This is a genomic window from Janthinobacterium sp. YR213, assembly GCF_900099875.1.
Lineage (GTDB): Bacteria > Pseudomonadota > Gammaproteobacteria > Burkholderiales > Burkholderiaceae_D > Janthinobacterium > Janthinobacterium lividum.
This window is the reverse complement of the sequence record NZ_FNDA01000002.1, coordinates 14,472-34,744: the sequence shown is the minus strand read 5'-3', so window position 1 is coordinate 34,744 and position 20,273 is coordinate 14,472. Positions and strand designations below refer to the sequence as shown.

Annotated in this window: 20 protein-coding genes; 1 reads left to right on the top strand and 19 read right to left on the bottom strand. The window is 62.6% G+C overall.

The window, feature by feature from the left end:
- Nucleotides 1–59: 59 nt before the first annotated feature.
- The 8 genes from BLT98_RS09380 to queA all read right to left on the bottom strand — a co-directional run bounded on the left by BLT98_RS09380 (nucleotide 60) and on the right by queA (nucleotide 8,084).
- The gene (locus BLT98_RS09380; RefSeq protein ID WP_092607177.1) at nucleotides 60–686 is read right to left on the bottom strand and encodes a glutathione S-transferase family protein; all 627 of its coding nucleotides are present in this window, start codon (nucleotides 684–686) and stop codon (nucleotides 60–62) included.
- Between the two features lie 74 nt (nucleotides 687–760).
- Nucleotides 761–1,462 carry a helix-turn-helix transcriptional regulator gene (locus BLT98_RS09375; RefSeq protein ID WP_170846346.1) on the bottom strand — a complete coding sequence of 234 codons (702 nt, stop codon included), beginning with the start codon at nucleotides 1,460–1,462 and terminating at the stop codon, nucleotides 761–763.
- Entirely contained in the window at nucleotides 1,459–2,208 is a 750-nt protein-coding gene (locus BLT98_RS09370) for a hypothetical protein (protein ID WP_139179181.1), read from the bottom strand. The genes BLT98_RS09375 and BLT98_RS09370 overlap by 4 nt, the downstream gene beginning before the upstream one ends.
- Nucleotides 2,209–2,282: 74 nt before the next feature.
- Nucleotides 2,283–3,305, bottom strand: a complete 1,023-nt coding sequence (secF, locus tag BLT98_RS09365; RefSeq protein ID WP_092607171.1) for a protein translocase subunit SecF — start codon at nucleotides 3,303–3,305, stop codon at nucleotides 2,283–2,285.
- A 90-nt stretch (nucleotides 3,306–3,395) separates the two neighbouring features.
- On the bottom strand, nucleotides 3,396–5,261 hold the full coding sequence (secD, locus tag BLT98_RS09360) for a protein translocase subunit SecD (RefSeq protein WP_034778946.1): 1,866 nt from the start codon (nucleotides 5,259–5,261) through the stop codon (nucleotides 3,396–3,398).
- Between the two features lie 97 nt (nucleotides 5,262–5,358).
- Nucleotides 5,359–5,691: a preprotein translocase subunit YajC gene (gene yajC / locus BLT98_RS09355; RefSeq protein WP_034778948.1), complete on the bottom strand. Its 333-nt coding sequence runs from the start codon at nucleotides 5,689–5,691 to the stop codon at nucleotides 5,359–5,361.
- A gap of 196 nt (nucleotides 5,692–5,887) precedes the next feature.
- Nucleotides 5,888–7,027: a tRNA guanosine(34) transglycosylase Tgt gene (gene tgt / locus BLT98_RS09350; protein ID WP_035822848.1), complete on the bottom strand. Its 1,140-nt coding sequence runs from the start codon at nucleotides 7,025–7,027 to the stop codon at nucleotides 5,888–5,890.
- Nucleotide 7,028: 1 nt separating this feature from the next.
- Nucleotides 7,029–8,084, bottom strand: coding sequence for a tRNA preQ1(34) S-adenosylmethionine ribosyltransferase-isomerase QueA (queA, locus tag BLT98_RS09345; RefSeq protein WP_070254793.1), 1,056 nt, complete (start codon nucleotides 8,082–8,084; stop codon nucleotides 7,029–7,031).
- A gap of 178 nt (nucleotides 8,085–8,262) precedes the next feature.
- Here queA and recG point away from each other — a divergent pair, with 178 nt between their 5' ends.
- Nucleotides 8,263–10,365, top strand: a complete 2,103-nt coding sequence (gene recG / locus BLT98_RS09340; RefSeq protein WP_092607168.1) for an ATP-dependent DNA helicase RecG — start codon at nucleotides 8,263–8,265, stop codon at nucleotides 10,363–10,365.
- Nucleotides 10,366–10,451: 86 nt separating this feature from the next.
- On the opposite strand, the gene BLT98_RS09335 is transcribed toward recG, so the two are convergent.
- The 11 genes from BLT98_RS09335 to BLT98_RS09290 form a co-directional block, all read right to left on the bottom strand.
- A complete protein-coding gene (locus BLT98_RS09335) occupies nucleotides 10,452–10,943 on the bottom strand; it encodes an REP-associated tyrosine transposase (RefSeq protein WP_092607165.1) in 492 nt (163 codons plus the stop codon).
- A gap of 150 nt (nucleotides 10,944–11,093) precedes the next feature.
- Complete coding sequence (locus tag BLT98_RS29670) at nucleotides 11,094–11,219, bottom strand: hypothetical protein (RefSeq protein ID WP_280141181.1); 126 nt, start codon at nucleotides 11,217–11,219, stop codon at nucleotides 11,094–11,096.
- The gene (locus BLT98_RS09330; protein WP_092607162.1) at nucleotides 11,219–12,433 is read right to left on the bottom strand and encodes an MFS transporter; all 1,215 of its coding nucleotides are present in this window, start codon (nucleotides 12,431–12,433) and stop codon (nucleotides 11,219–11,221) included. The genes BLT98_RS29670 and BLT98_RS09330 overlap by 1 nt, the downstream gene beginning before the upstream one ends.
- Complete coding sequence (locus BLT98_RS09325; RefSeq protein WP_092607159.1) at nucleotides 12,430–13,434, bottom strand: Gfo/Idh/MocA family protein; 1,005 nt, start codon at nucleotides 13,432–13,434, stop codon at nucleotides 12,430–12,432. Before BLT98_RS09325 ends, BLT98_RS09330 begins: the two co-directional genes overlap by 4 nt.
- 1 nt (nucleotide 13,435) lies before the next feature.
- On the bottom strand, nucleotides 13,436–14,254 hold the full coding sequence (locus BLT98_RS09320) for a DUF3025 domain-containing protein (RefSeq protein ID WP_092607156.1): 819 nt from the start codon (nucleotides 14,252–14,254) through the stop codon (nucleotides 13,436–13,438).
- Nucleotides 14,255–14,261: 7 nt separating this feature from the next.
- Nucleotides 14,262–15,326: a dihydroorotase gene (gene pyrC, locus BLT98_RS09315; protein WP_034778959.1), complete on the bottom strand. Its 1,065-nt coding sequence runs from the start codon at nucleotides 15,324–15,326 to the stop codon at nucleotides 14,262–14,264.
- Nucleotides 15,327–15,475: 149 nt separating this feature from the next.
- Entirely contained in the window at nucleotides 15,476–16,924 is a 1,449-nt protein-coding gene (locus BLT98_RS09310; protein ID WP_244517445.1) for an amidohydrolase family protein, read from the bottom strand.
- Between the two features lie 37 nt (nucleotides 16,925–16,961).
- Nucleotides 16,962–17,687 carry an amino acid ABC transporter ATP-binding protein gene (locus BLT98_RS09305; RefSeq protein ID WP_070254805.1) on the bottom strand — a complete coding sequence of 242 codons (726 nt, stop codon included), beginning with the start codon at nucleotides 17,685–17,687 and terminating at the stop codon, nucleotides 16,962–16,964.
- 19 nt (nucleotides 17,688–17,706) lie between these two features.
- Nucleotides 17,707–18,399, bottom strand: a complete 693-nt coding sequence (locus BLT98_RS09300; protein ID WP_034778970.1) for an amino acid ABC transporter permease — start codon at nucleotides 18,397–18,399, stop codon at nucleotides 17,707–17,709.
- Nucleotide 18,400: 1 nt separating this feature from the next.
- Nucleotides 18,401–19,150: an amino acid ABC transporter permease gene (locus BLT98_RS09295; protein WP_034779060.1), complete on the bottom strand. Its 750-nt coding sequence runs from the start codon at nucleotides 19,148–19,150 to the stop codon at nucleotides 18,401–18,403.
- A gap of 100 nt (nucleotides 19,151–19,250) precedes the next feature.
- Entirely contained in the window at nucleotides 19,251–20,207 is a 957-nt protein-coding gene (locus BLT98_RS09290) for an amino acid ABC transporter substrate-binding protein (protein WP_034778971.1), read from the bottom strand.
- Nucleotides 20,208–20,273: the final 66 nt, after the last annotated feature.

Genomic DNA, 20,273 nt, shown 5'->3' with positions numbered 1-20,273 from the left:
GCCCTATCTTAAGCGGTGCGCCGTGCCGGCTCCGTGCGCTGGCACACTTAGCGCGCACATTAGCCCGGCAAGAGCTCCACCTCCGTTTCCTGCCAGGCGCGCAGCTGCCGCACGCGGGCAAACCACGCCTGGATGTGCTGGTACTGCGCCAGCGGCAGCCGCACGGCCTCGCTGTACATCAGCGGCGCGGCCACGGCGAAATCGGCCAGGGTCACATCGTCTCCGCTGACCCAGCTGCGCCCCGCCAGATGCGCATCCAGCACCACGGCGCATTCATGCAGGTCGCGCTCGCCGCGCGCCTCTTCCAGCGGGTCCGCCGGACCATTGCCCGTCATGCCTTTCCAGGCCCGTTCCCAGGCCAGCACGCTGATGGCAGGCGCGAAATGCTGCGCGGCCCAGAACAGCCAGCGGTTGACGTCGGCGCGGGCTTGCGGCGCCGGCGGATAAATCGTCTGGCCCGGCACCTGCTCGGCCAGGTATTGCATGATGGCGCACGATTCCCACAGCAGGAAAGCGCCATCGGCCAGCACGGGCACCTTGCCGTTCGGGTTCAGCTCGGCCAGGCGGCGGCGGTCGTCCGCATTCATCAGGTCGACTTCCGCCAGTTCCAGAGGCAAGCCGAGGTGGATCGCCGTCATCAGGGCACGGCGGGCATTCGAGGACATGGGGTGGTGGTACAGACGCATGATGGATGGCTCCGGTGAGTGGGGAAGCCACCATCGTAGGCCCAGGCACTGACAGTTTTTGTCAGGAGCGCAAATCAGGATTCAGGATCGATATCATGCGCCTTGCGCCAGGCCTCCAGCAGCACATGGCGCCGCGTGGGATAGCGCTCCTCATGCTGCTGCACGCTGGCGATGCGGTCGATGCGGAAATGCCGGTAGTCGCCGCGCAGCTCGCACCAGGCGGCCAGCAGGCGCTTGCCTTCGAAAAAGGCCAGGGCAAACGGCCACACCGTGCGCGAGGTGGCGCTGCCATGCTCATCCTGATAGGCAAGCGTGATTTTCTGTTCGTAGCGGATCGCCTCGCGCACGGGCTGCACGTAACGGTCGGCCGGCTGCGTACCGTCGGCGGGACGCCCCAGCGGCACCCACAAGCTGGTCTCGGCCATGCTGTCGCGCAAATCGCGCGGCGAGGCGGCCGCGATCTTGGCCAGGGCATTGCTGGCCGCCTGCGCCAGGCCCGCATCGCCCTGCCGGCGCACCCAGCGCGCGCCCAGCACCAGCGCTTCCAGTTCATCGGCGCCGAACATCAGCGGCGGCAGGAAGGCGCCGCGGCGCAGCACATAGCCGATGCCGGCTTCGCCCTGCAAGGGCGCGCCCAGTTCGGCCAGGGTCTGGATATCGCGGTAGATCGTGCGCTCGGAAACACCCAGCTGCTGCGCCAGCTGGGCCGCCGTGACGGGCACGCGCCTGGCGCGCATCGCGTCCATCAACAGGAACAGACGGCCGCTGCGGCTCATGGACAGGCCTGCAAGCCCTGGTCGCCCATGACGAGGGCCGACAGGGCCGGCACGTACAGATAGCCATCGGGCGCCAGGCGCGTCGCGCGCGTCCCCTCGTCCACACCGGCGATGCCGTAGCAGCGCTGCAGCCGGGCGGCGGCCGGCCACCAGTAGACGGCTGCCTCCTGGTCGGGAAAGCGCAGGCGCACGCTATCGGCCTGCATTGCCACTTGCCGGAAGTCGCGGTAAAAGGCGGGGACAATGCCCAGCTCCGCGGCAAATGCCGCCTCCAGCGCCGCCGTCTGCGCCAACTGGGCCGCTAGTGCCGCTGTTTCGCTGTCCAGGTCTTCGGTCGCCACGCCCGCTTCAACCAGGCTGCGCCGCATGTTCGCCCGGTTCGCCTGCGCGCGCAGGAAGGCCGATTCCTGCAGCGCCAGCACGGCATCGGCCGGAATGTGCTTGCGGCGCGCGGCCGGGAAGACATATAGCGCGCAGCTGCCCGCGCACACGGTGTCGATGGCGATATCGAGCCGCAGCTGGCTCACCAGGCGACCCAGCTGCATCGCCGCCAGCGGATCACCGGCGTCGCTATTCACGCGCAACAGCGTCATACCCGGCGCGGCCAGCAGCCGCAGCTTGTCCACGTCGCCCTCGGCAATCGGGCCGCGCATGGCGATGCTGTCACTGCCACCGCGGCTGAAATCGGCGGCGCCGGCCAACGCCGTCACGCCCGCCATCACACCTGCCCATAAAAAACGCTTCATCATCATCCGCCATAAAAAAAACGATCACCGCAAACGGTGATCGTTCTTCATTCGACCAGCAAAAAAACCTGCGCTTACACCACGGCGCCGTCGGTTTCGTCTTTTTCCTTGACCGGCTTGATCAAGTCTTCGCGCTTGACGCCCAGCCACATGGCGATCGAGGCCGCGACGAACACGGACGAGTAAATACCGAAGCAGATACCGATGGTCAGCGCCAGTGCGAAATGGTGCAGGGTCTGGCCGCCGAAGACCAGCATCGACAACACCATCATCTGGGTGGAACCGTGGGTAATGATGGTACGCGAAATGGTGCTGGTGATCGCGCTGTCGATCACTTCATGCACGGTTGCCTTGCGCTGCTTGCGGAAGTTTTCGCGGATACGGTCAAAGATCACCACCGATTCGTTGACCGAGTAGCCGAGCACCGCCAGGATCGCCGCCAGTACCGTCAGCGAGAATTCCCACTGGAAGAAGGCGAAGAAGCCCAGGATGATCACCACGTCATGCAAGTTGGCGATAATGGCCGAGACAGCGTATTTCCACTCGAAGCGGATGGCCAGGTAGATCATCACGCCCAGAATCACCATCACCAGCGCGTTCAAGCCATTCTGCGCCAGTTCCTCGCCCACTTGCGGGCCGACGAATTCGACTTTCTGCAAGACGACCGCTTCGCTGCCGGCCGCGTCCATACAGGCGCTCTTGATGACGTGTTCACCCTTTTCGGTGACGGTATCGATACCCTTGGTCGTGCCTTGCTCGGCCTTGCACAAGGCTTCAAACACGCGCTGCGAGGTGTTCGCGGCGCTGACGCCATTTTCCACCGGCAGGCGGATCATCACGTCGCGCGCCGTATCGAAGCTGGTCACGCCCGGCTCTTCGTAGCCCATGCCGATCAGGGTGCCGCGTATACCTTCGAGATTGGCCGCCTTCGGGTACTTCACCTCCATCAGGGTGCCGCCCTTGAATTCCACGGACAGGTGCAAGCCCTTGTGGAACAGGAAGAAGACTGCGGCAAGGAAGGTCACCGCCGAAATCACGTTGAAAATCAACGCATGGCGCATGAAGGGAATATCTTTTTTGATCCGGAAAAATTCCATGAAATCCTCTGAGTTCTATTCTGTGCATCCGGCGGCTGTGCCACCGGACGCTATCGCTGTTGACGCTATTGGGTAAGGCTGGGCCGTCGCTTATTTGCTGGTGCCCGGCACCCACACCGTGCCGATCGACAAGGTCGTCAGCTTTTTCTTGCGGCCATACCAGAGGTTGACCACGCCGCGCGACACGAACACGGAGGAGAACATCGAGGTCAGAATACCCAGGCAATGCACAACAGCGAAGCCGCGCACGGGACCGCTGCCGAAGGCCAGCAGTGCCAGGCCGACGATCAGGGTGGTCACGTTCGAGTCGAGAATCGTGGCCCAGGCGCGGTCGAAGCCGGCAGCGATCGCCGCTTGCGGCGTATTGCCAGCGCGCAGCTCTTCGCGGATACGTTCATTGATCAGCACGTTGGCGTCAATCGCCATACCCAGCGCCAGCGCGATCGCGGCGATACCTGGCAGTGTCAGGGTCACCTGGATCATCGACAGCAAGCCGATCAGCAACAGCAGGTTGGCGGCCAGGGCCAGCACGCTGAAGGCGCCGAACAGCATGTAGTAGGCGATCATGAAGATGGCGATGGCGATGAAGCCGTACAAGGTCGAGTGGAAGCCCTTGGCGATGTTTTCCGCACCCAGCTGCGGCCCGATCGTGCGTTCTTCGATGACGGTCATCGGTGCGGACAGGGCGCCCGAGCGCAGCAGCAGCGCCAGTTCATTCGCGTTTTCCGCGCCGCCCATGCCGGTGATCTGGAAGCGCGAACCGAGTTCCTGCTGGATGGTGGCAACCGACAGCACTTCCGGCTTGCCCTTTTCAAACAGCACGATGGCCATGCGCTTGCCCACGCGTTCGCGCGTCGCTTCGCGCATCTTGCGGCCGCCGTCGCCGTTCAGGTCGATCGACACGGCCGCCTGCTGGTTCTGGTCGAAACTGGCCGTGGCGCTGGAAATATAGTCGCCCGTCAGGATCACGTCTTTCGCCAGCACGACAGGAACACCCTTGCCAACCGTAAACAGTTCCGAGTTGAATGGAATAGCGCTCGACAGTTCGGTGCCAGGCACGATGGTTTCATCGACCAGGCGCACTTCCAGGGTCGCAGTGCGGCCGATGATGGCTTTCGCTCGGGCCACGTCCTGCACGCCAGGCAATTGCACCACGATGCGGTCAGGACCTTGCTGCTGGATCAGCGGCTCAGCCACGCCCAGCTCGTTGACGCGCTTGGACAGGGTCGAGATATTCTGTTTCACGCCTTCGTCGATGGTTGCCTTCAGGGCCGCCGGCTTCAGGGTGATGTTCAGTTTCAGGTCGCTGCCTTCGCCCGCATCGGCGAACGCCAGCTCCGTCATCTGGTCGGACAATACATTCTTTGCCTTCAGGCGTGTTTCCGCGTCGCGGAAGTTGATCTGCACGCTGTCGCCCACGCGCTCGATGCCGGCGTGGCGGATATTCTTGTCGCGCAACACGCTACGCGCGGCGGACTGGACGCCCTGGACTTTCTTGTTCAGTACAGCTTTCGCATCGACCTGCATGAGGAAGTGCACGCCACCGCGCAAGTCCAGGCCCAGGAACATGGGCAAGGCATGCAGTTTCTGCATCCACATCGGCGTATTGGCTTGCAGATTGACCGTCACGATGAACGCGGGATCGGTGGAATCAGGATTGAGATCCTTTTCCAGCACCAGCTTTGCCTTGAACTGGGTATCGGGATCGGCAAAACGCACGCGCACGGAGGCCAGGTTGCCGGCGCCATCCATGGTGACACCTTCCGACTTGACGTTCTCTTTCGTCAATATTTGCTCGACTTGCGTCATCAGATCGCCCGTCACTTTGACGGTCGACTTGCCGCTGGTTACTTGCAGCGCCGGTGATTCACCGAAATAATTGGGCGCCGTATAGAGTGCGCCCAGCAATAAGGCGACGACGATGATGATGTATTTCCAGGCAGGATAGCGATTCATAGTGATTCAGCGTTCAGTGTTGAGCGTCGGAGGCGTCCCGAGGGGCGGCCGATAGCCGCCCCGGGTCTATCATTGCCGAAGCAATGACAGCGAGGAATTACAGTGCCTTCAGGGTGCCTTTAGGCAGCAAGGTGGTAATGGAGCTCTTTTGCACCGTGACTTCGGTGCCGGTCGCCACTTCGATGGTGACGTAAGCGTCCACTACCTTGACAACACGGCCCAGCATGCCGCCGGCGGTGACGACTTCGTCACCCTTGGCCAGCGCGTCCATCATCGCCCGTTGTTCTTTGGCGCGTTTTTGCTGTGGGCGGATCATCAGGAAATACATGACCACGAACATCAATACCAGCGGCAGGAAGCTGGTCAGGTTGCCGCCGAGGCCCAGGGCTTCGGTTGGGGCTTGCGCATAAGCGTTGGAAATGAAAAACACGGTGACTCCAGTTCTAATCAGTTTGAAAAAATAGCGCTGTATTCTAGCATTGGCTATACGTCATAACCCGAATTGCAGCCATGGCAACTTTAAATGGGGCTAAAAAAGCATTATGCAATGCTTTATCGCCCCAGTCCAAGCACCAATACACAAAACTTCCGGCCATGCTGCCGCCAGCCATCAAGCTAAGCTTTTCTTAAGTTCCGCGTGCGCGTTCCGCATGGAATTGCAGGGTAAACGCGTGGAAACGGTCTTCGTCCAGCGCCTCGCGCATCTGGCGCATCAAGTCCAGATAATAATGCAGGTTGTGGATGGTATTGAGGCGCGCGCCGAGGATTTCTTTGGAGCGGTGCAAATGGTGCAGGTAGGCACGCGAGAAATTGCGGCAGGCGTAGCAGCTGCAGGTCTCGTCGAGCGGCGCCTGGTCTTCCTTGTACTTGGCGTTCTTGATCTTGATGTCGCCAAAACGGGTGAACAGCCAGCCATTGCGGGCGTTACGCGTCGGCATGACGCAATCGAACATGTCGATACCGTTCGACACGCCCGCCACCAGGTCTTCCGGCGTGCCCACGCCCATCAGGTAATGCGGCTTGTTGGCCGGCAGGCGTGGACCCACGTGGGCCAGCATGCGCATCATGTCTTCCTTCGGTTCGCCGACGGACAGGCCGCCGATGGCGATGCCGGGGAAATCGATCTCTTCCAGCTTGGCCAGCGACTCGTCGCGTAGCATCTCGAACATGCCGCCCTGCACGATGCCGAACAGCGCATTCGGATTTTCACCGCGGTGGAACTCGTCCTTCGAGCGCTGCGCCCAGCGCAGCGACATGCGCATGGACTTGGCCGCTTCCTCGATGGTGGCCGGGCGGCCCTGGATTTCGTACGGCGTGCATTCGTCGAACTGCATGACGATGTCGGAATTCAGGACGCGCTGCACCTGCATCGACACTTCCGGCGAGAGGAACAGTTTATCGCCGTTGATCGGCGAATTGAAATGCACGCCCTCTTCCGTGATCTTGCGCATGGCGCCCAGCGAAAACACCTGGAAGCCGCCCGAATCCGTCAGGATCGGCTTGTTCCAGCCCATGAAGCCATGCAAGCCGCCAAATTTCTCCATGACAGTGTTGCCAGGACGCAACCACAGGTGAAACGTGTTGCCCAGGATGATCTGCGCGTCGATCTCGTTGAGTTCCAGCGGCGACATGGCTTTCACGGAGCCGTAAGTGCCCACTGGCATGAAGATCGGCGTCTGCACGACGCCATGGTTGAGTTTCAAGGTGCCGCGGCGTGCCTTGGTCAGGCCGCTCGTGTCGGTCTTGAGTAGTTTAAATTCCAGCATGTCAGTCTTTCACGGGAGTATCAAGGTTCAGCGCAGCGCGCGATTGCGTGGTGAGCAGCATCGCATCGCCATAGCTGAAGAAACGGTAGTTCTGCGCGATCGCATGCGCATAGGCGCTGCGGATCGGCTCATAGCCGGCAAAGGCCGACACCAGCATCAGCAGGGTCGATTTCGGCAAATGGAAGTTGGTGATCAAACGCGTCACCGTCTTGAACGCATAGCCGGGCGTGATGAACAGGGCCGTATCGGCGCTGCCAGCCACCAGCTGGCCGCTTTGCGAGGCCGACTCCAGCGCGCGCAAACTGGTCGTGCCGACGGCGACCACGTCGCGCCCGGCAAGTTGGGCGGCGCGCACGGCGTCGACGGTTTCCTGCGGCATGGTGTACCACTCGGTATGCATCTTGTGCTCGGCCAGCACTTCCGTGCGCACGGGCTGGAAGGTGCCCGCGCCCACGTGCAGGGTCACATAGGCAAAGTTGACGCCCTTGGCCTTCAATTGATCAAGCAGGGCCTGGTCGAAATGCAGGCCGGCCGTCGGCGCGGCGACAGCGCCGGGGACCTTGTTGAACACGGTCTGGTAGCGCGTCTCGTCGAATTCGTCCGCATCGTGCTCGATATACGGCGGCAGCGGCAAGCGGCCATGCGCCTCGATCAGCTCGAACACGTCGGCCTCGAAATGCAGGGTAAAGAATTCGCCGGCGCGCTGGCCCACCGTCACATCGAAGGCATCGGCCAGGCGGATGCGGCAGCCGGGCGGCGGCGACTTCGACGCGCGCACCTGGGCCAGCACGGTGCGGTCATCGAGCACGCGCTCGACGAGCGCCTCGATCTTGCCGCCGCTTTCCTTGACGCCAAAGAAGCGCGCTTTCAGCACGCGCGTATCGTTCATCACCAGCAGGTCGCCCGCCTGCAACAGCCCGACGATGTCGGCGAACTGGCGGTCAGCCAGGGTATCGCCGTCCAGATGCAACAGGCGCGAGGCGCTGCGCTCGGCCAACGGAGTTTGCGCAATGTTTTCTTGCGGCAAATTAAAATCGAAATCGGAAAGCGAATACATGCGTTTTGCTTCAAAAGTACATCAAAAATGATTAGGAGTGCGCAATGGAACATCTGGCACTATACTGTGCGCCTATACAGGCATTACAATAATCCGCCGCAACAATTTACAACTGCGGTACGCACAGGGTGTGCCGGACAACCCTCTATTTTACGCTAGCGGCACAAAAATCTCCGATATGTCCGAACCCAAGCCCGATCTTCCTCCCGCAGCCAAGCCGGCCGCGAAGCCGAAAGCCGTCAAAAAAGTGGTCAGCACGGAAAGCCGGCTGGCCAAACTGGGCTTGCGCACGGATATGGACCTGGTGCTGCACCTGCCGATGCGCTACGAGGATGAAACCAAGGTCTACACGATACGCGACGCCTGCCTGCGCGGCGGCGAGTCGTGGCAAGTGGAAGGCGTCGTCACCAAGTGCGAAGTCAATTTCAAGCCGCGCAAGCAATTGCTGGTGACGATCGCCGACGAAACGGGCAATTTGCTGCTGCGCTTCATGAATTTCTATGGCAGCCAGGTCAAGCAGCTGGCCGAAGGCACGCGGGTACGCGCGCGCGCCGAACTCAAACACGGCTTCTTCGGCGCCGAGATGGTGCACCCGACGTACAAGGTGGTCAACGAGGGCGCGCCGCTGCCCACGGCCCTGACGCCCGTGTATCCGTCCGGCGAAGGGCTGTCGCAGCACGTCTTGCGGCGCGAAATCGCCGACGCCATGCGCCGCATCGACTGGCAGGATACCTTGCCCGATCATCTGCTGCGCGACATGCAGCTATCGCCTTTCCGGGCCGCCGTGCACCTGCTGCACTATCCGCCGCAGGACATCGATGAAAGCGCGCTGATGGACCGCTCGCACCCGGCCTGGGTGCGCATGAAGTTCGATGAACTGCTGGCGCAGCAGCTGTCGCTGAAACGCGCCCAGCGCGCGCGCCGCTCGAAAGGCGCCGCTTCCCTGCCCATCGTCGGCACGCTGTCGGATGCCTTTGGCGCCGCCCTGCCCTTCAAGCTGACGGGCGCGCAGGCCCGCGTGCTCGCTGAAATCCGCGCCGACCTGCGCCAGCCGTATCCGATGCAGCGCCTGCTGCAAGGGGACGTCGGCAGCGGCAAGACGGTGGTGGCGGCGTTGTCCGCCACGCAAGCCATCGACAGCGGCTACCAGGCCGCGCTGATGGCGCCCACGGAGATTCTGGCCGAGCAGCACTTCCGCAAGATCGCCGCCTGGATGGAGCCGCTGGGCGTGAAGGTGGCCTGGCTGACGGGCAGCCTGAAGAAAAAGGAAAAGACGGCGGCGCTGGCCCTGATCGAATCGGGCGAAGCGCAGCTGGTGATCGGCACGCATGCGCTGATCCAGGATAACGTGCTGTTCGCCAAACTGGGCCTGGTCATCGTCGACGAGCAGCACCGCTTCGGCGTGGGCCAGCGCCTGACCTTGCGCAACAAGGGCGACAGCGCGGCAGTGCCGCACCAGCTGATGATGTCGGCCACGCCCATCCCGCGCACCCTGGCCATGACCTATTACGCCGACCTGGAAGTGTCGGTGATCGACGAACTGCCGCCGGGACGCAGCCCTATCGTCACGCGCGCCATCGACCAGAACCGACGCGACGAAGTCATCGCCCGCGTGTATGCGGCCGCGCTGGAAGGCCGGCAGGTGTACTGGGTCTGCCCCCTGATCGAAGAATCGGAAGCACTGCAGCTGCAGACAGCCACCGACACCTACATGATGCTGGCCGAAGCCTTGCCCGCGCTGCAGGTGGGCCTCGTGCACGGCCGCTTGAAACCGGCGGAAAAGCAGGAGGTGATGGACGCCTTCATCGCCGGCCATATCCACGTGCTGGTGGCCACCACCGTCATCGAAGTGGGCGTCGACGTGCCAAATGCCTCGCTGATGGTGATCGAGCACGCCGAGCGTTTTGGATTGTCGCAGCTGCACCAGCTGCGCGGGCGCGTGGGCCGCGGCACGGCCGCCAGCGTCTGCCTGCTGCTGTACCAGGGTCCCCTGGGCGGCGTGGCGCGCCAGCGCTTGATGACCATGCGCGAAACGACGGACGGTTTTGAAATCGCCCGCCGCGACCTGGAAATCCGCGGCCCCGGCGAATTCCTTGGCGCGCGCCAGTCCGGCCAGGCCATGCTGCGCTTCGCCGACTTGGAAACGGATCAATGGCTGGTAGATCAGGCGCGCGACGTGGCGCACGACCTGCTGCATGCCACCACGGCGGCTGCCGCGACCACCGTGGAAGCGCACCTGGCGCGCTGGCTGGGTGGGAAAGAGGAGTTCCTGAAGGTGTAAATCGGGTATTGTCGGATTACGCACATACGCAAACGGTAGGTCGGATTAGGCCGCGGGCCGTAATCCGACAACACTGTTGGCTTCGTTCACTCCCGCCCAACACCGGCCACGTCCACACCATCCCCGCCCCAATCCGCGGCACACCATCCCAACGCCACGTACCGGTGAAAACTGGAATGCGGCCAATCCATGACCTTGCTCACAAGCCCATGCTTGACAGGGTTGCAATGGATGTAATCGACATGCTTGGCAAAGTCTCGCGCACTGCGCAAGACGTGTTCCCAATACCGCTGCTGCCAAACATTTTCAAGATCGCTGTGCTTGCTGAACCATGTCTTGATCAGCCTCCAGCGCGTCATGAAATCAGCATCACTATCTGGCAAGGTCCAGATGCAGTGCAGGTGGTCGGGCAGAATGACGATGGCGTCGATATCGAATGGCCGCTGCTGACGCACGGCGCGGACAGCATTCCGCAGTAAATCCACGGCAGTTGCCGAAGCAAAAACGGGCCGGCGGTGTGCCGTCACCACCGTGAAGAAAAAGCTGCCGCCTGGCTGGAATGCGCGTCGGTATCGCATAGTTTCATGGGTGTTGTCGGATTACGGCCTTGCGGCCTAATCCGACCTACGCACATATGCGGCGGCAGGTCGGGTAGGTCGGATTAGCGTAGCGTAATCCGACTTCCAGCATAATCCGGCTTTTCACAATCTACCTTGCGCCCGCGCAGCCTACATGCACATCCAGAAGCGGTTCGCCAGGTCGAGCATGAAGTCGGGCCGCAGATAGGCCAGGAAGACGATGACCAGCAGCGCGGCGCCCAACAGGCGCCACAGCCATGTGCGCCAGCTGGCCATTATGCGGCCACCGCCGCGCGCTTGACGGCGCGCTCGTCGATGGGCAGGTTGATCAGCGCGGCCAGCAAGCCCAGGCCGATGGTGATCATCCACACGACGTGGTAACTGCCCTGGTGCTCGTACAGATAGCCGCCCAGCCACGCACCGAGGAAACTGCCCACCTGGTGCGAGAAGAACACCATCCCGGCCAGCATCGACAAGTGCTTCACGCCGAAGATCCCGGCGATGATGCCGTTCGTCAGCGGCACGGTCGACAGCCACAGCACGCCCATGGCGGCGGCGAACAGGTACACGGACCACGCCGACAATGGGGCCAGCAGGAAGACGGTGATGACCACGGCGCGCGTCACATAGATGGCCGACAGCAGATAGCGCTTGGCGATTTTCCCGCCGAATTTTCCCGCGTAGTAGGAGCCGACGATGTTGAACAGGCCGATCAGCGCCAGCGCCGTGACGGCGATGTTCGGATTCATCAGGCCCTGATCCTTCAGGTAGGCCGGCAAGTGCACGCCGATGAAGACCAGCTGGAAACCACAGACAAAATACCCTGCCAGCAGCAGCCAGAACGAGCGGTTGGCGATGGCTTCACTGAAGGCGGCGCCAACGCTTTGCTGCGGGCCGCTGGCGTGCGAGACGGGCGGCTCGCGCAGATAGAAGGCCATCGGGATCATCGCCAGCAGCACCAGCGCGGCCAGCACATAAAAGGCGTTTTGCCAGCCCACGGCGGAAATCAGTTGCTGCTCGACCGGCATCATGAGGAACTGGCCGAACGAGCCGGCCGCCGACGAAATGCCGAAGGCCCATGAGCGCTGCTCGGGCGGCGCGCTGCGGCCTATGATGCCGCTGATGGCGCCAAAGGCCGTGCAGGCCAGCGCCAGGCCGATGAAGATGCCCGAGCCGACGATGAACAGGGTCGGCTGCGTCACGAGCGCCATCCACACGAGGCCCGCCATGTAGCTGATGGCGCCGATGATGACGACGCGCATGGTGCCGAAACGGTCGGCTGCCATGCCGGCGAACGGGCCGAAGACGCCCCACATCAGGTTTTGCATGGCCAGCGCCAGCGAATACGTTTCGCGCGTCCAGCCATTGGCTTGCGAGATCGGCTGCATCCAGAAGCCCAGTCCGTGGCGCACGCCCATCGCCAGGGTCAGGACGACGCCGCTGGCGATGAGGACAGTTTTCAGGCTGGGACGGGATGAGTGCAATGTCATGGGGTTCCTGATGACGCCTCATCGGCGCTGTAGACGAGGCCGATCTGGCCGCGCATGGTGTCAAGGTTGTGCATCAGCGCCACGCTGTCGGCGTGCGGCATGACAGGGCTTTCCAGCAGGCTGGCGCGGATGCAGCGCATCGCTTCGATGGCCTCGTGCGCGTAGCCATTGCCCAGGTGCGGCGCGGCGACGACGCGGCGTTCGCCATCCATCGCTTCGACGATCAGATGATCGGGCTTGTAAAAACGGTTGGGCAGGCGGATGCGGCCCAGGCTTCCGGAAATGGTCATTTCCGTCGGCGTTTGCGCGCGCAGGCTGCAGGCGCAGGACGAGGTGCCGCCGCCCGCGTGGCGCAGCGAAAACACCACCTGCTCATCGACGCCGGTGGCGCCCAGCTCGGCCAGCGCCTGCACCTGCGATACGGGGCCGAGGAAGAAGGCTGCCATCGACAGCGGGTAGATACCCACGTCGAGCAGTGCACCGCCGCCGAGTGCGGGATTGAACATGCGGTGCTCGGGCGGGAAATTGGCGACAAAGCCGATGTCGGCCTGCACCTGCTGCAGCACGCCGATTTCGCCGCTGGCGATGATGCGCTGCGCTTCCTGCGCGACGGGCAGGAAACGGCTCCACATGGCTTCCATCAAGAACAGTTTTTTCTCGCGCGCCATGTTCACCACGGCCTGCGCTTCGCGCGCGTTCATGGTGAATGGCTTTTCGCACACGACGTGCTTGCCGGCGGCCAGGCACATCAGGGCATTTTCCGCATGCAGGGTGTGCGGCGTGGCGATGTAGATCACGTCCACACCCGCGTCGTCGGCCAGCGCCTGGTAGGAGCCGTGGCAGTGCGCGATGCCGAATTCGGCGCCGAAGGCCTGTGCGCCAGCCTCGCTGCGCGAGGCGACCGCCACCAGTTGCGCGCCGGGCGCATCGCGCAAGCCATTGGCCATCGCGCGGGCGATCTTTCCGGTGCCGAGGATGCCCCAGCGGACGGTATTTTCCATGCTATTGATCTCTTTCTGCGCCAGCCACCTTGCGCTTCGGGCGGAACACCGCCGCGTCATTGTAAAAGTCGTCGTCCTGGCCTTCGCACCAGCCGGGCAAACCGAGCACGGGCAGCGGCGTGAAGTCCGCCGTGGTGAGGCCTTGTTGCGCCAGGTCTTGCGCCACCCGCTCGTCGAGCCAGGCGCGCCGTGCCGCATCGTCGAGCGCAAAGTAGGCGTCGCCGGCGAAGATGACGCGCGTGTGCGCCGTGATGGCCTTGCGCGGCGCCACCAGTTTTTCCATCAGCGCGTGGCCGAACAGCCAGATATCGGCGTCGCCGCCCGCGCCAAACCTGTCGCGCTGCGCGATAAACGCGCTGCGCCAGTCGTGTCCGCGCAACGCCGCTTCCAGCATGCGCCCCGCATCGCTGTCGCGCAGCACCAGCAAGGCGGAATTTTCGTCAAAAATCGTCGCGCCATCGCGCGCGGGACCGCGCGATTTGCCGACGCCGGACAGGGCGATCTGCGCCGCCTGCAGCGCATTCAATTGCCGCTTGATGCGCGGGAAGGTAAGCCACACGAGCGCGTTGAAAAAATCGTGCAGATTGTCGCGCGTGGGCACGCCGCCCGTCGCGCCGATGAACTCCTCGTAGGCCACGCCTTCGGGCAGGTCCGCTTGTGGCACGAAGGCCAGCGGCAAGCCGGAGGGATTGCGCAAGTCCAGCGCCCTCGCCCGTCCGTTCAGCGCGGCAATGACCGTGTCGCGCTCCAAGTCCAGCTGCCGTCGCGCCGGCAGCACCGTGGCAAACCAGGGGCGGCTCCAGTCTATCGATGGCAGCATGGAGCGCTTAGACCATTTTCCAGTTGATCTGCTCGCCCGCATTGAGCGGAATCACGTGGCTGTCGCCCAGCGGCAGCGACGCCGGCAAGGTCCAGCTTTCGCGCTTCAGGGTAATGGTGTCCGTGTTGCGCGGCACGCCATAGAAAGCCGGGCCGTGGAAGCTGGCAAACGCTTCCAGCTTGTCGAGCGCGCCGGCCCGTTCGAACGCTTCGGCATACATTTCCATCGCGTGCAAGGCCGTGTAGCAGCCGGCGCAGCCGCAGGCCATTTCCTTGGCGCCTTGCGCGTGCGGCGCCGAGTCGGTGCCGAGGAAGAAGCGCTCGTCGCCGCTGGCGGCGGCCGTCATCAGGGCCAGGCGGTGCTCTTCGCGCTTGAGGATAGGCAGACAGTAGTAATGGGGACGGATGCCGCCCTTGAAAATCTCGTTGCGGTTGTACAGCAGATGATGCGCCGTGATGGTGGCGGCGATCGGGCCTTCCGCTTCGGCCACGTACTGCGCCGCATCCTTGGTGGTGATGTGCTCGAACACGACGGACAGGGCCGGGAAGGCGCTGCGCAGCGGACGCATCACGCGCTCGATGAAGACGGCTTCGCGGTCAAAAATGTCGATTTCCGGATCCGTCACTTCACCATGCACGAGGAAGGGCATGCCCACTTCCTGCATCACTTCGAGCACCTTGTAACAATTCTTCAAATCCGTCACGCCCAGGTCTGAATTCGTCGTGGCGCCAGCCGGATACAATTTGACGGCCTGCACGATGCCGCTATCTTGCGCGCGGCGGATTTCGTCGGGCGAGGTGTTGTTCGTCAGGTACAGCACCATCAGCGGATCGAAGTTCACGCCCTCCGGCACGGCGGCCAGGATGCGCTCGCGGTAGGCGCTAGCATCGGCCGTGGTGGTGACGGGCGGTTTCAGGTTCGGCATGACGATGGCGCGGCCGAACTGACGCGCGCTGTGCGGCAGCACGCTGGCCATGACGGCGCCGTCGCGCAGGTGCAAATGCCAGTCGTCAGGACGGGTGATGGTGATGGAAGATGGAACGGCGGCTGGGGTGTGATCGAGTGTGGACATGGCGGCTGCTCTCAGGCGGTCATTGCGGATAGCGCCATTTTACCAGCCGCGGGGCGGCTTCGCAGTCAATGGACGCCTGCGCCTGCTGCCTGCCTGACAACAAAACGGCCGGCATCACCCGGCCGCTTGCGGCATCAGAACGAAGAACATCAGGACTTGGCCGGTGCCGTCTCCTGTTTGGCCACCCAGGCGCGAATATCGGCCAGCATCCGGTCCAGCGCGGCGCGGTCGTACACGTGGCCGCGGCTGACCACCAGGCGGATCTGGCGCGTGGCGCCGATGTCCTGCAGCGGGTTCGCGTCGAGCACCAGCAGGTCGGCCGCCTTGCCTGCCGCCACGCTGCCGTAGCGATTCAGCTTGCCCAGGAAGCGGGGTCCGTTGATGACGGCCGACTGCAAGGCTTGCTGCGGGGTCAGTCCATACTGCACGTACAGGCCGATTTCATCGTGCAGGGCCTGGCCAGGATAGTCGAAGGAATTCAAGAATCCCGCATCGGTGCCGGCGATGATGCTCATGCCCTGCTGCTGCAAAATCGGCAGCAGCTTGGCCGATTGCTCGAACTGCGCATGGCGCTGGGCGATGGCTTCCGGGCCATCCTTGGCGGCGCGCTGCACGCGCCAGTCGTAGGTGGCGCGCAAGCCCTTGCCGATGTATTGCAGGGCCGGATCGTGCGTGTGGTCTTCGCGGTCCAGGTAGGCCGTCACGCGCGAACCCCACAGGGTCGGCACGATGGCCGTGCCGCGCGCGGCCAGATAGCTGAAGGCCTTGCGCGCCGTCGGCTCGTCGTAGCTTTGCAAGCTCTCGCGCATGGCTTCCTTGCCCGTCATCGCGCCGGCGGCCACCTTGGCCGTAAGCTCCTGCTCGCGCGGCGTGGTGGCGCGCAGCAAATACGATTGATGTTCGATCGTGCCCAGGCCCGCATCGGCCATCTGCCCCAATGTCAGCTGCACGGGGATATGGCCCGAAGTGCGCATGCCCCGTTCGCGCGCCTGGCGCAGCGCTTCCAGGTACAGCTCCGGTTTCAGGGTATTTTCCGTGATCTTCACGAAGTCCACCTGCTGGGCCTGCAGGCCGTCCAACGCGCGCGTGACTTCCTGCGGCGTGCCCACTTCGATGGTGCCCTTCCACAGCGGCTTGATGCCTTCCAGTTTCGCGCCAGAGGTAAAAATCGTCGGGCCTTGCAGCTGGCCCGCATTGATCTGCTGGCGCCACGCCAGCACCGTGTCGGGCAAGTCGCCCGAGCAATCGCGCACCGTGGTGATGCCATGCGCCAGGTACAAAGGCAGCAGCTGCTTGTTCTCGTCGATCAGCTCGGGGCCGCCGCCAAAATGCACGTGTGTGTCCCACAGGCCCGGCATCAGGTATTTGCCGGGCAGGCGGATGGTCTGCTTCGGCGCGTAGCTGCGCAGCTGCGCGTCATCGACGACGGCGACGATGCTGTCGCCCTTGAGCAGCACGGTCTTGCCGCTGATGGTGCTACCGGCGGCAACGTCGATCAGGGTGGCGTCGCGCAGGGCGATGTCGACGGCGATCCTGTCTGCCGCGTGGGCATGGGCAAGCAGGCCCAGCGCCAGCATGGCGCCGGCTATTTGTTTCATGTCAGGCATTCGTACTCAACTTCAAAGTGATGGAAAATTAGTGGATGATCTTGGCGAGGAAATCGCGCGCGCGGTCCGAGCGCGTCGTGTTGAAGAAGTCATCCTTGCTGCAATCCTCGATGATCTTGCCCTGGTCCATGAAGACGATGCGGTTGGCGACTCTTTTTGCAAAGCCCATTTCATGGGTGACGACCATCATCGTCATGCCTTCCTGCGCCAGCCCCACCATCACGTCGAGCACTTCGTTGATCATCTCCGGGTCGAGCGCCGAAGTCGGCTCGTCGAACAGCATGGCGATGGGGTCCATCGACAGCGCGCGGGCGATCGCCACGCGCTGCTGCTGGCCACCGGACAACTGGCCGGGGAACTTGTCCTGCTGCGACAGCAGGCCCACGCGGTCCAGGTATTGCAAGCCCTTGGCATTGGCTTCGTCGGCGCTGCGGCCCAGCACCTTGATCTGGCCGATGGTGAGGTTTTCGCGGATCGACAAATGCGGGAACAGCTCGAAATTCTGGAACACCATGCCGATGCGCGCGCGCAGTTTCGACAAATTCGTTTTCGGATTGTTGACGGTGATGCCATCGACGATGATCTGCCCCTGCTGGATCGGTTCGAGGCCATTGACCGTCTTGATCAGGGTCGACTTGCCGGAGCCGGACGGGCCGCAAATGACCATCACGTCGCCCTTGGTGACGTTGGTGGTGCAGTCGGTCAGTACCTGGAACTGGCCATACCATTTGCTGACGTTATTGAGTTCAATCATCTTGTTCTTTCTTTTTCGGTTAGCGAATGATGGCGACGCGTTTCTGCAGGCGTTTTACCAGGAACGACAAGGCATAGCACAGCACGAAGTACACGACGGCGACAAACACATACATCTCCACCAGGCGGCCGTCGCGCTGGGCGATCTTCGAGGCGGCGCCGACGAAATCGGGGATCGACAGCACGTACACGAGCGACACGTCCTGGAACAGCACGATGGTTTGCGTCAGCAGCACGGGAATCATGTTGCGGAAGGCTTGCGGCAGCACGATGAAGGCCATGGTCTGGGAGTAGTTCATGCCCAGTGCCTGGCCGGCCCATACCTGGCCGCGCGGGATCGACTGTATGCCGCTGCGCATGATCTCGCAATAATAGGCCGCCTCGAACATGATGAAGGTGATCAGCGCGGAGGAAAACGCGCCCACTTTCACGGGCTCGTTCGCGCCGATGACCCAGGCAGCGATGTACGGCACCAGGAAATAGAACCAGAAAATCACCAGCACCAGCGGGATCGAGCGTATCAGGTTGACGTAGGTCGACGCCACGCCCGAAATGAGGCGACTGCCGGACAGGCGCATCAGCGCCAGCAGGGTGCCCAGCACGATGCCGCCCACCATGGACAGCGCCGTCAGTTTCAGGGTAAACACCATGCCGGTTTGGAACAGGTAGACCCATGAGCGGGAGATGACATCGAAGTCGAAGTTACCGAACATATCAATGTCCTCCCGTCTTGGCGCCGGCGACGATGAAGCCCGGGATGGCGACCTTTTTTTCGATCAGGTGCATCAGCACCACCACCAGCAGGTTGACGACGACGTAGATGATGGTGGCGGCCGAAAACGCTTCGAATACCTGGAACGAGAATTCCTGGATCGCGCGCGCGCTGGCCGTCAGTTCGATCAGGCCGATGGTCAGTGCCACGGAACTGTTCTTGATGATGTTCAAAAATTCGCTGGTCAGCGGTGGCATGATGACGCGCGCGGCCATCGGCAGCAAAATGAAGCGGTAGGTTTGCGGCAGGGTCAGGCCCAGCGCCGTGCCGGCCAGTTTCTGCCCGCGCGGCAGCGCCTCGATGCCCGTCGTGACCTGCACGGCCACGCGCGAGGAAGTAAAGAATCCCAGGCACAGCACGGCCGTGACGAACGGCGCATTTGGCAGCGACTTGACCCAGGCGCCCAGGTCGGGCGGCAGCAGTTCCGGCATGACGAAATACCAGAGGAACATCTGCACCAGCAGCGGCACGTTGCGGAACAATTCGACGTAGGCATTGGCCACGCCCACCAGCCATTTGTTCGGCAGGGTGCGGACGGTGCCGATCACCAGGCCCAGGATCAGGGCCATGATCCAGGCCGTACCGGCCGTGGCCAGGGTCCAGATCAGGCCGGACCACAGGGTGTCCATATACGTGCCCACGCCATCGGGAGAAATCTCCCAGAAAATGCGCCAATTCCAGTTGTAATTCATGATCATCCTTCCCATGCAGCCCGAGGACAGCGGCCAGCCGGCCGTCCGTCCCGCAAATAAATCGGGAGGCTTGCGCCCCCCGATTTGTTACGCACTCTTGTTACTTTTTCCGTTTGTCCGAAGTCTTCTGCGCTTCGGGCACGGCCGCATAGGCGGCCGGGTCACCGGAGTCGGTCGGATTGGTAAACACGGCCTTCAATTGCGGCGGCATGGGGAATTTCAGGTTGATGTTTTTCGGCGGGATGGGCGAGGTAAACCATTTCGCGTAAATGCGGTTGATGTCGTCGCTCTTGTACAGGCGGATCAGCGCATCGTCGACCACTTTCTTGAAGGCCGGATCGCCCTTGCGCAGCATGATGCCGTACGGCTCTACCGACAGCGCTTCCTTGGTGATTTCGTAGTCGTTCGGGTTTTTCGAGTTGGCCACTTGCGACGCCAGCAGGATATCGTCGTTGGCTTCGGCCACCGCGCGGCCCGTTTCCAGCATCAGGAACGATTCAGGATGGTCCTTGCCGACGGCAATCGTCATGCCCAGGTTTTTTTCCTTGTTCAGGATGGTCATCTGCTTGATGGTCGACGTGCCGGCCGTGGCGACCAGCGTCTTGCCGCGCAAGTCTTCCAGTGTCTTGATGTTCGAGGATTTTTTCGACAGCACGCGGTTGCCGATGACGAACATGGTAGGGGCGAATGCCACCTGCTGCTGGCGCTCCAGATTGTTCGTCGTCGAACCGCATTCGAGGTCGATGGTGCCGTTGGCCATCAGCGGGATGCGGTTGGCCGACGTCACGGGGCTCATCACCACTTTCAGTTCGCTCAGGCCCAGGTGCTTTTGCAGGGCCGTGACGACTTTCATGCACAGGTCGATCGAATAACCCTGGTATTGCTGTTTGTCATCGAGATAGGAGAAGGGAACGGAGCCGTCGCGCACACCGAGGGTGACGGAACCGGCTTTCTTGATCTTGGCCAAGGTGCCGGTCAATTCCTGAGCCTGGACTGGCGACATGCTGCTGATGACACCGACGCTGAGCAGCGTGGCGATGATTTTGGTCAATTTCATAAATTCTCCTGGGCGGACAAACCGGATGGACTCCGAACGAAACAACTGTGGTGCAGACGCCACCAA

What these genes read in the sequence shown, in the direction of transcription:
- BLT98_RS09310 (WP_244517445.1), bottom strand. Translation starts at nt 16,924, where the DNA reads ATGAAACAAATAGCCGGCGCCATGCTGGCGCTGGGCCTGCTTGCCCAT.
- BLT98_RS09380 (WP_092607177.1), bottom strand. Translation starts at nt 686, where the DNA reads ATGCGTCTGTACCACCACCCCATGTCCTCGAATGCCCGCCGTGCCCTG.
- BLT98_RS09370 (WP_139179181.1), bottom strand. Translation starts at nt 2,208, where the DNA reads ATGAAGCGTTTTTTATGGGCAGGTGTGATGGCGGGCGTGACGGCGTTG.
- BLT98_RS09320 (WP_092607156.1), bottom strand. Translation starts at nt 14,254, where the DNA reads ATGCTGCCATCGATAGACTGGAGCCGCCCCTGGTTTGCCACGGTGCTG.
- BLT98_RS09325 (WP_092607159.1), bottom strand. Translation starts at nt 13,434, where the DNA reads ATGGAAAATACCGTCCGCTGGGGCATCCTCGGCACCGGAAAGATCGCC.
- secD (WP_034778946.1), bottom strand. Translation starts at nt 5,261, where the DNA reads ATGAATCGCTATCCTGCCTGGAAATACATCATCATCGTCGTCGCCTTA.
- BLT98_RS09330 (WP_092607162.1), bottom strand. Translation starts at nt 12,433, where the DNA reads ATGACATTGCACTCATCCCGTCCCAGCCTGAAAACTGTCCTCATCGCC.
- queA (WP_070254793.1), bottom strand. Translation starts at nt 8,084, where the DNA reads ATGTATTCGCTTTCCGATTTCGATTTTAATTTGCCGCAAGAAAACATT.
- BLT98_RS29670 (WP_280141181.1), bottom strand. Translation starts at nt 11,219, where the DNA reads ATGGCCAGCTGGCGCACATGGCTGTGGCGCCTGTTGGGCGCCGCGCTG.
- BLT98_RS09300 (WP_034778970.1), bottom strand. Translation starts at nt 18,399, where the DNA reads ATGTTCGGTAACTTCGACTTCGATGTCATCTCCCGCTCATGGGTCTAC.
- pyrC (WP_034778959.1), bottom strand. Translation starts at nt 15,326, where the DNA reads ATGTCCACACTCGATCACACCCCAGCCGCCGTTCCATCTTCCATCACC.
- BLT98_RS09295 (WP_034779060.1), bottom strand. Translation starts at nt 19,150, where the DNA reads ATGAATTACAACTGGAATTGGCGCATTTTCTGGGAGATTTCTCCCGAT.
- tgt (WP_035822848.1), bottom strand. Translation starts at nt 7,027, where the DNA reads ATGCTGGAATTTAAACTACTCAAGACCGACACGAGCGGCCTGACCAAG.
- BLT98_RS09375 (WP_170846346.1), bottom strand. Translation starts at nt 1,462, where the DNA reads ATGAGCCGCAGCGGCCGTCTGTTCCTGTTGATGGACGCGATGCGCGCC.
- BLT98_RS09305 (WP_070254805.1), bottom strand. Translation starts at nt 17,687, where the DNA reads ATGATTGAACTCAATAACGTCAGCAAATGGTATGGCCAGTTCCAGGTA.
- BLT98_RS09335 (WP_092607165.1), bottom strand. Translation starts at nt 10,943, where the DNA reads ATGCGATACCGACGCGCATTCCAGCCAGGCGGCAGCTTTTTCTTCACG.
- secF (WP_092607171.1), bottom strand. Translation starts at nt 3,305, where the DNA reads ATGGAATTTTTCCGGATCAAAAAAGATATTCCCTTCATGCGCCATGCG.
- BLT98_RS09290 (WP_034778971.1), bottom strand. Translation starts at nt 20,207, where the DNA reads ATGAAATTGACCAAAATCATCGCCACGCTGCTCAGCGTCGGTGTCATC.
- recG (WP_092607168.1), top strand. Translation starts at nt 8,263, where the DNA reads ATGTCCGAACCCAAGCCCGATCTTCCTCCCGCAGCCAAGCCGGCCGCG.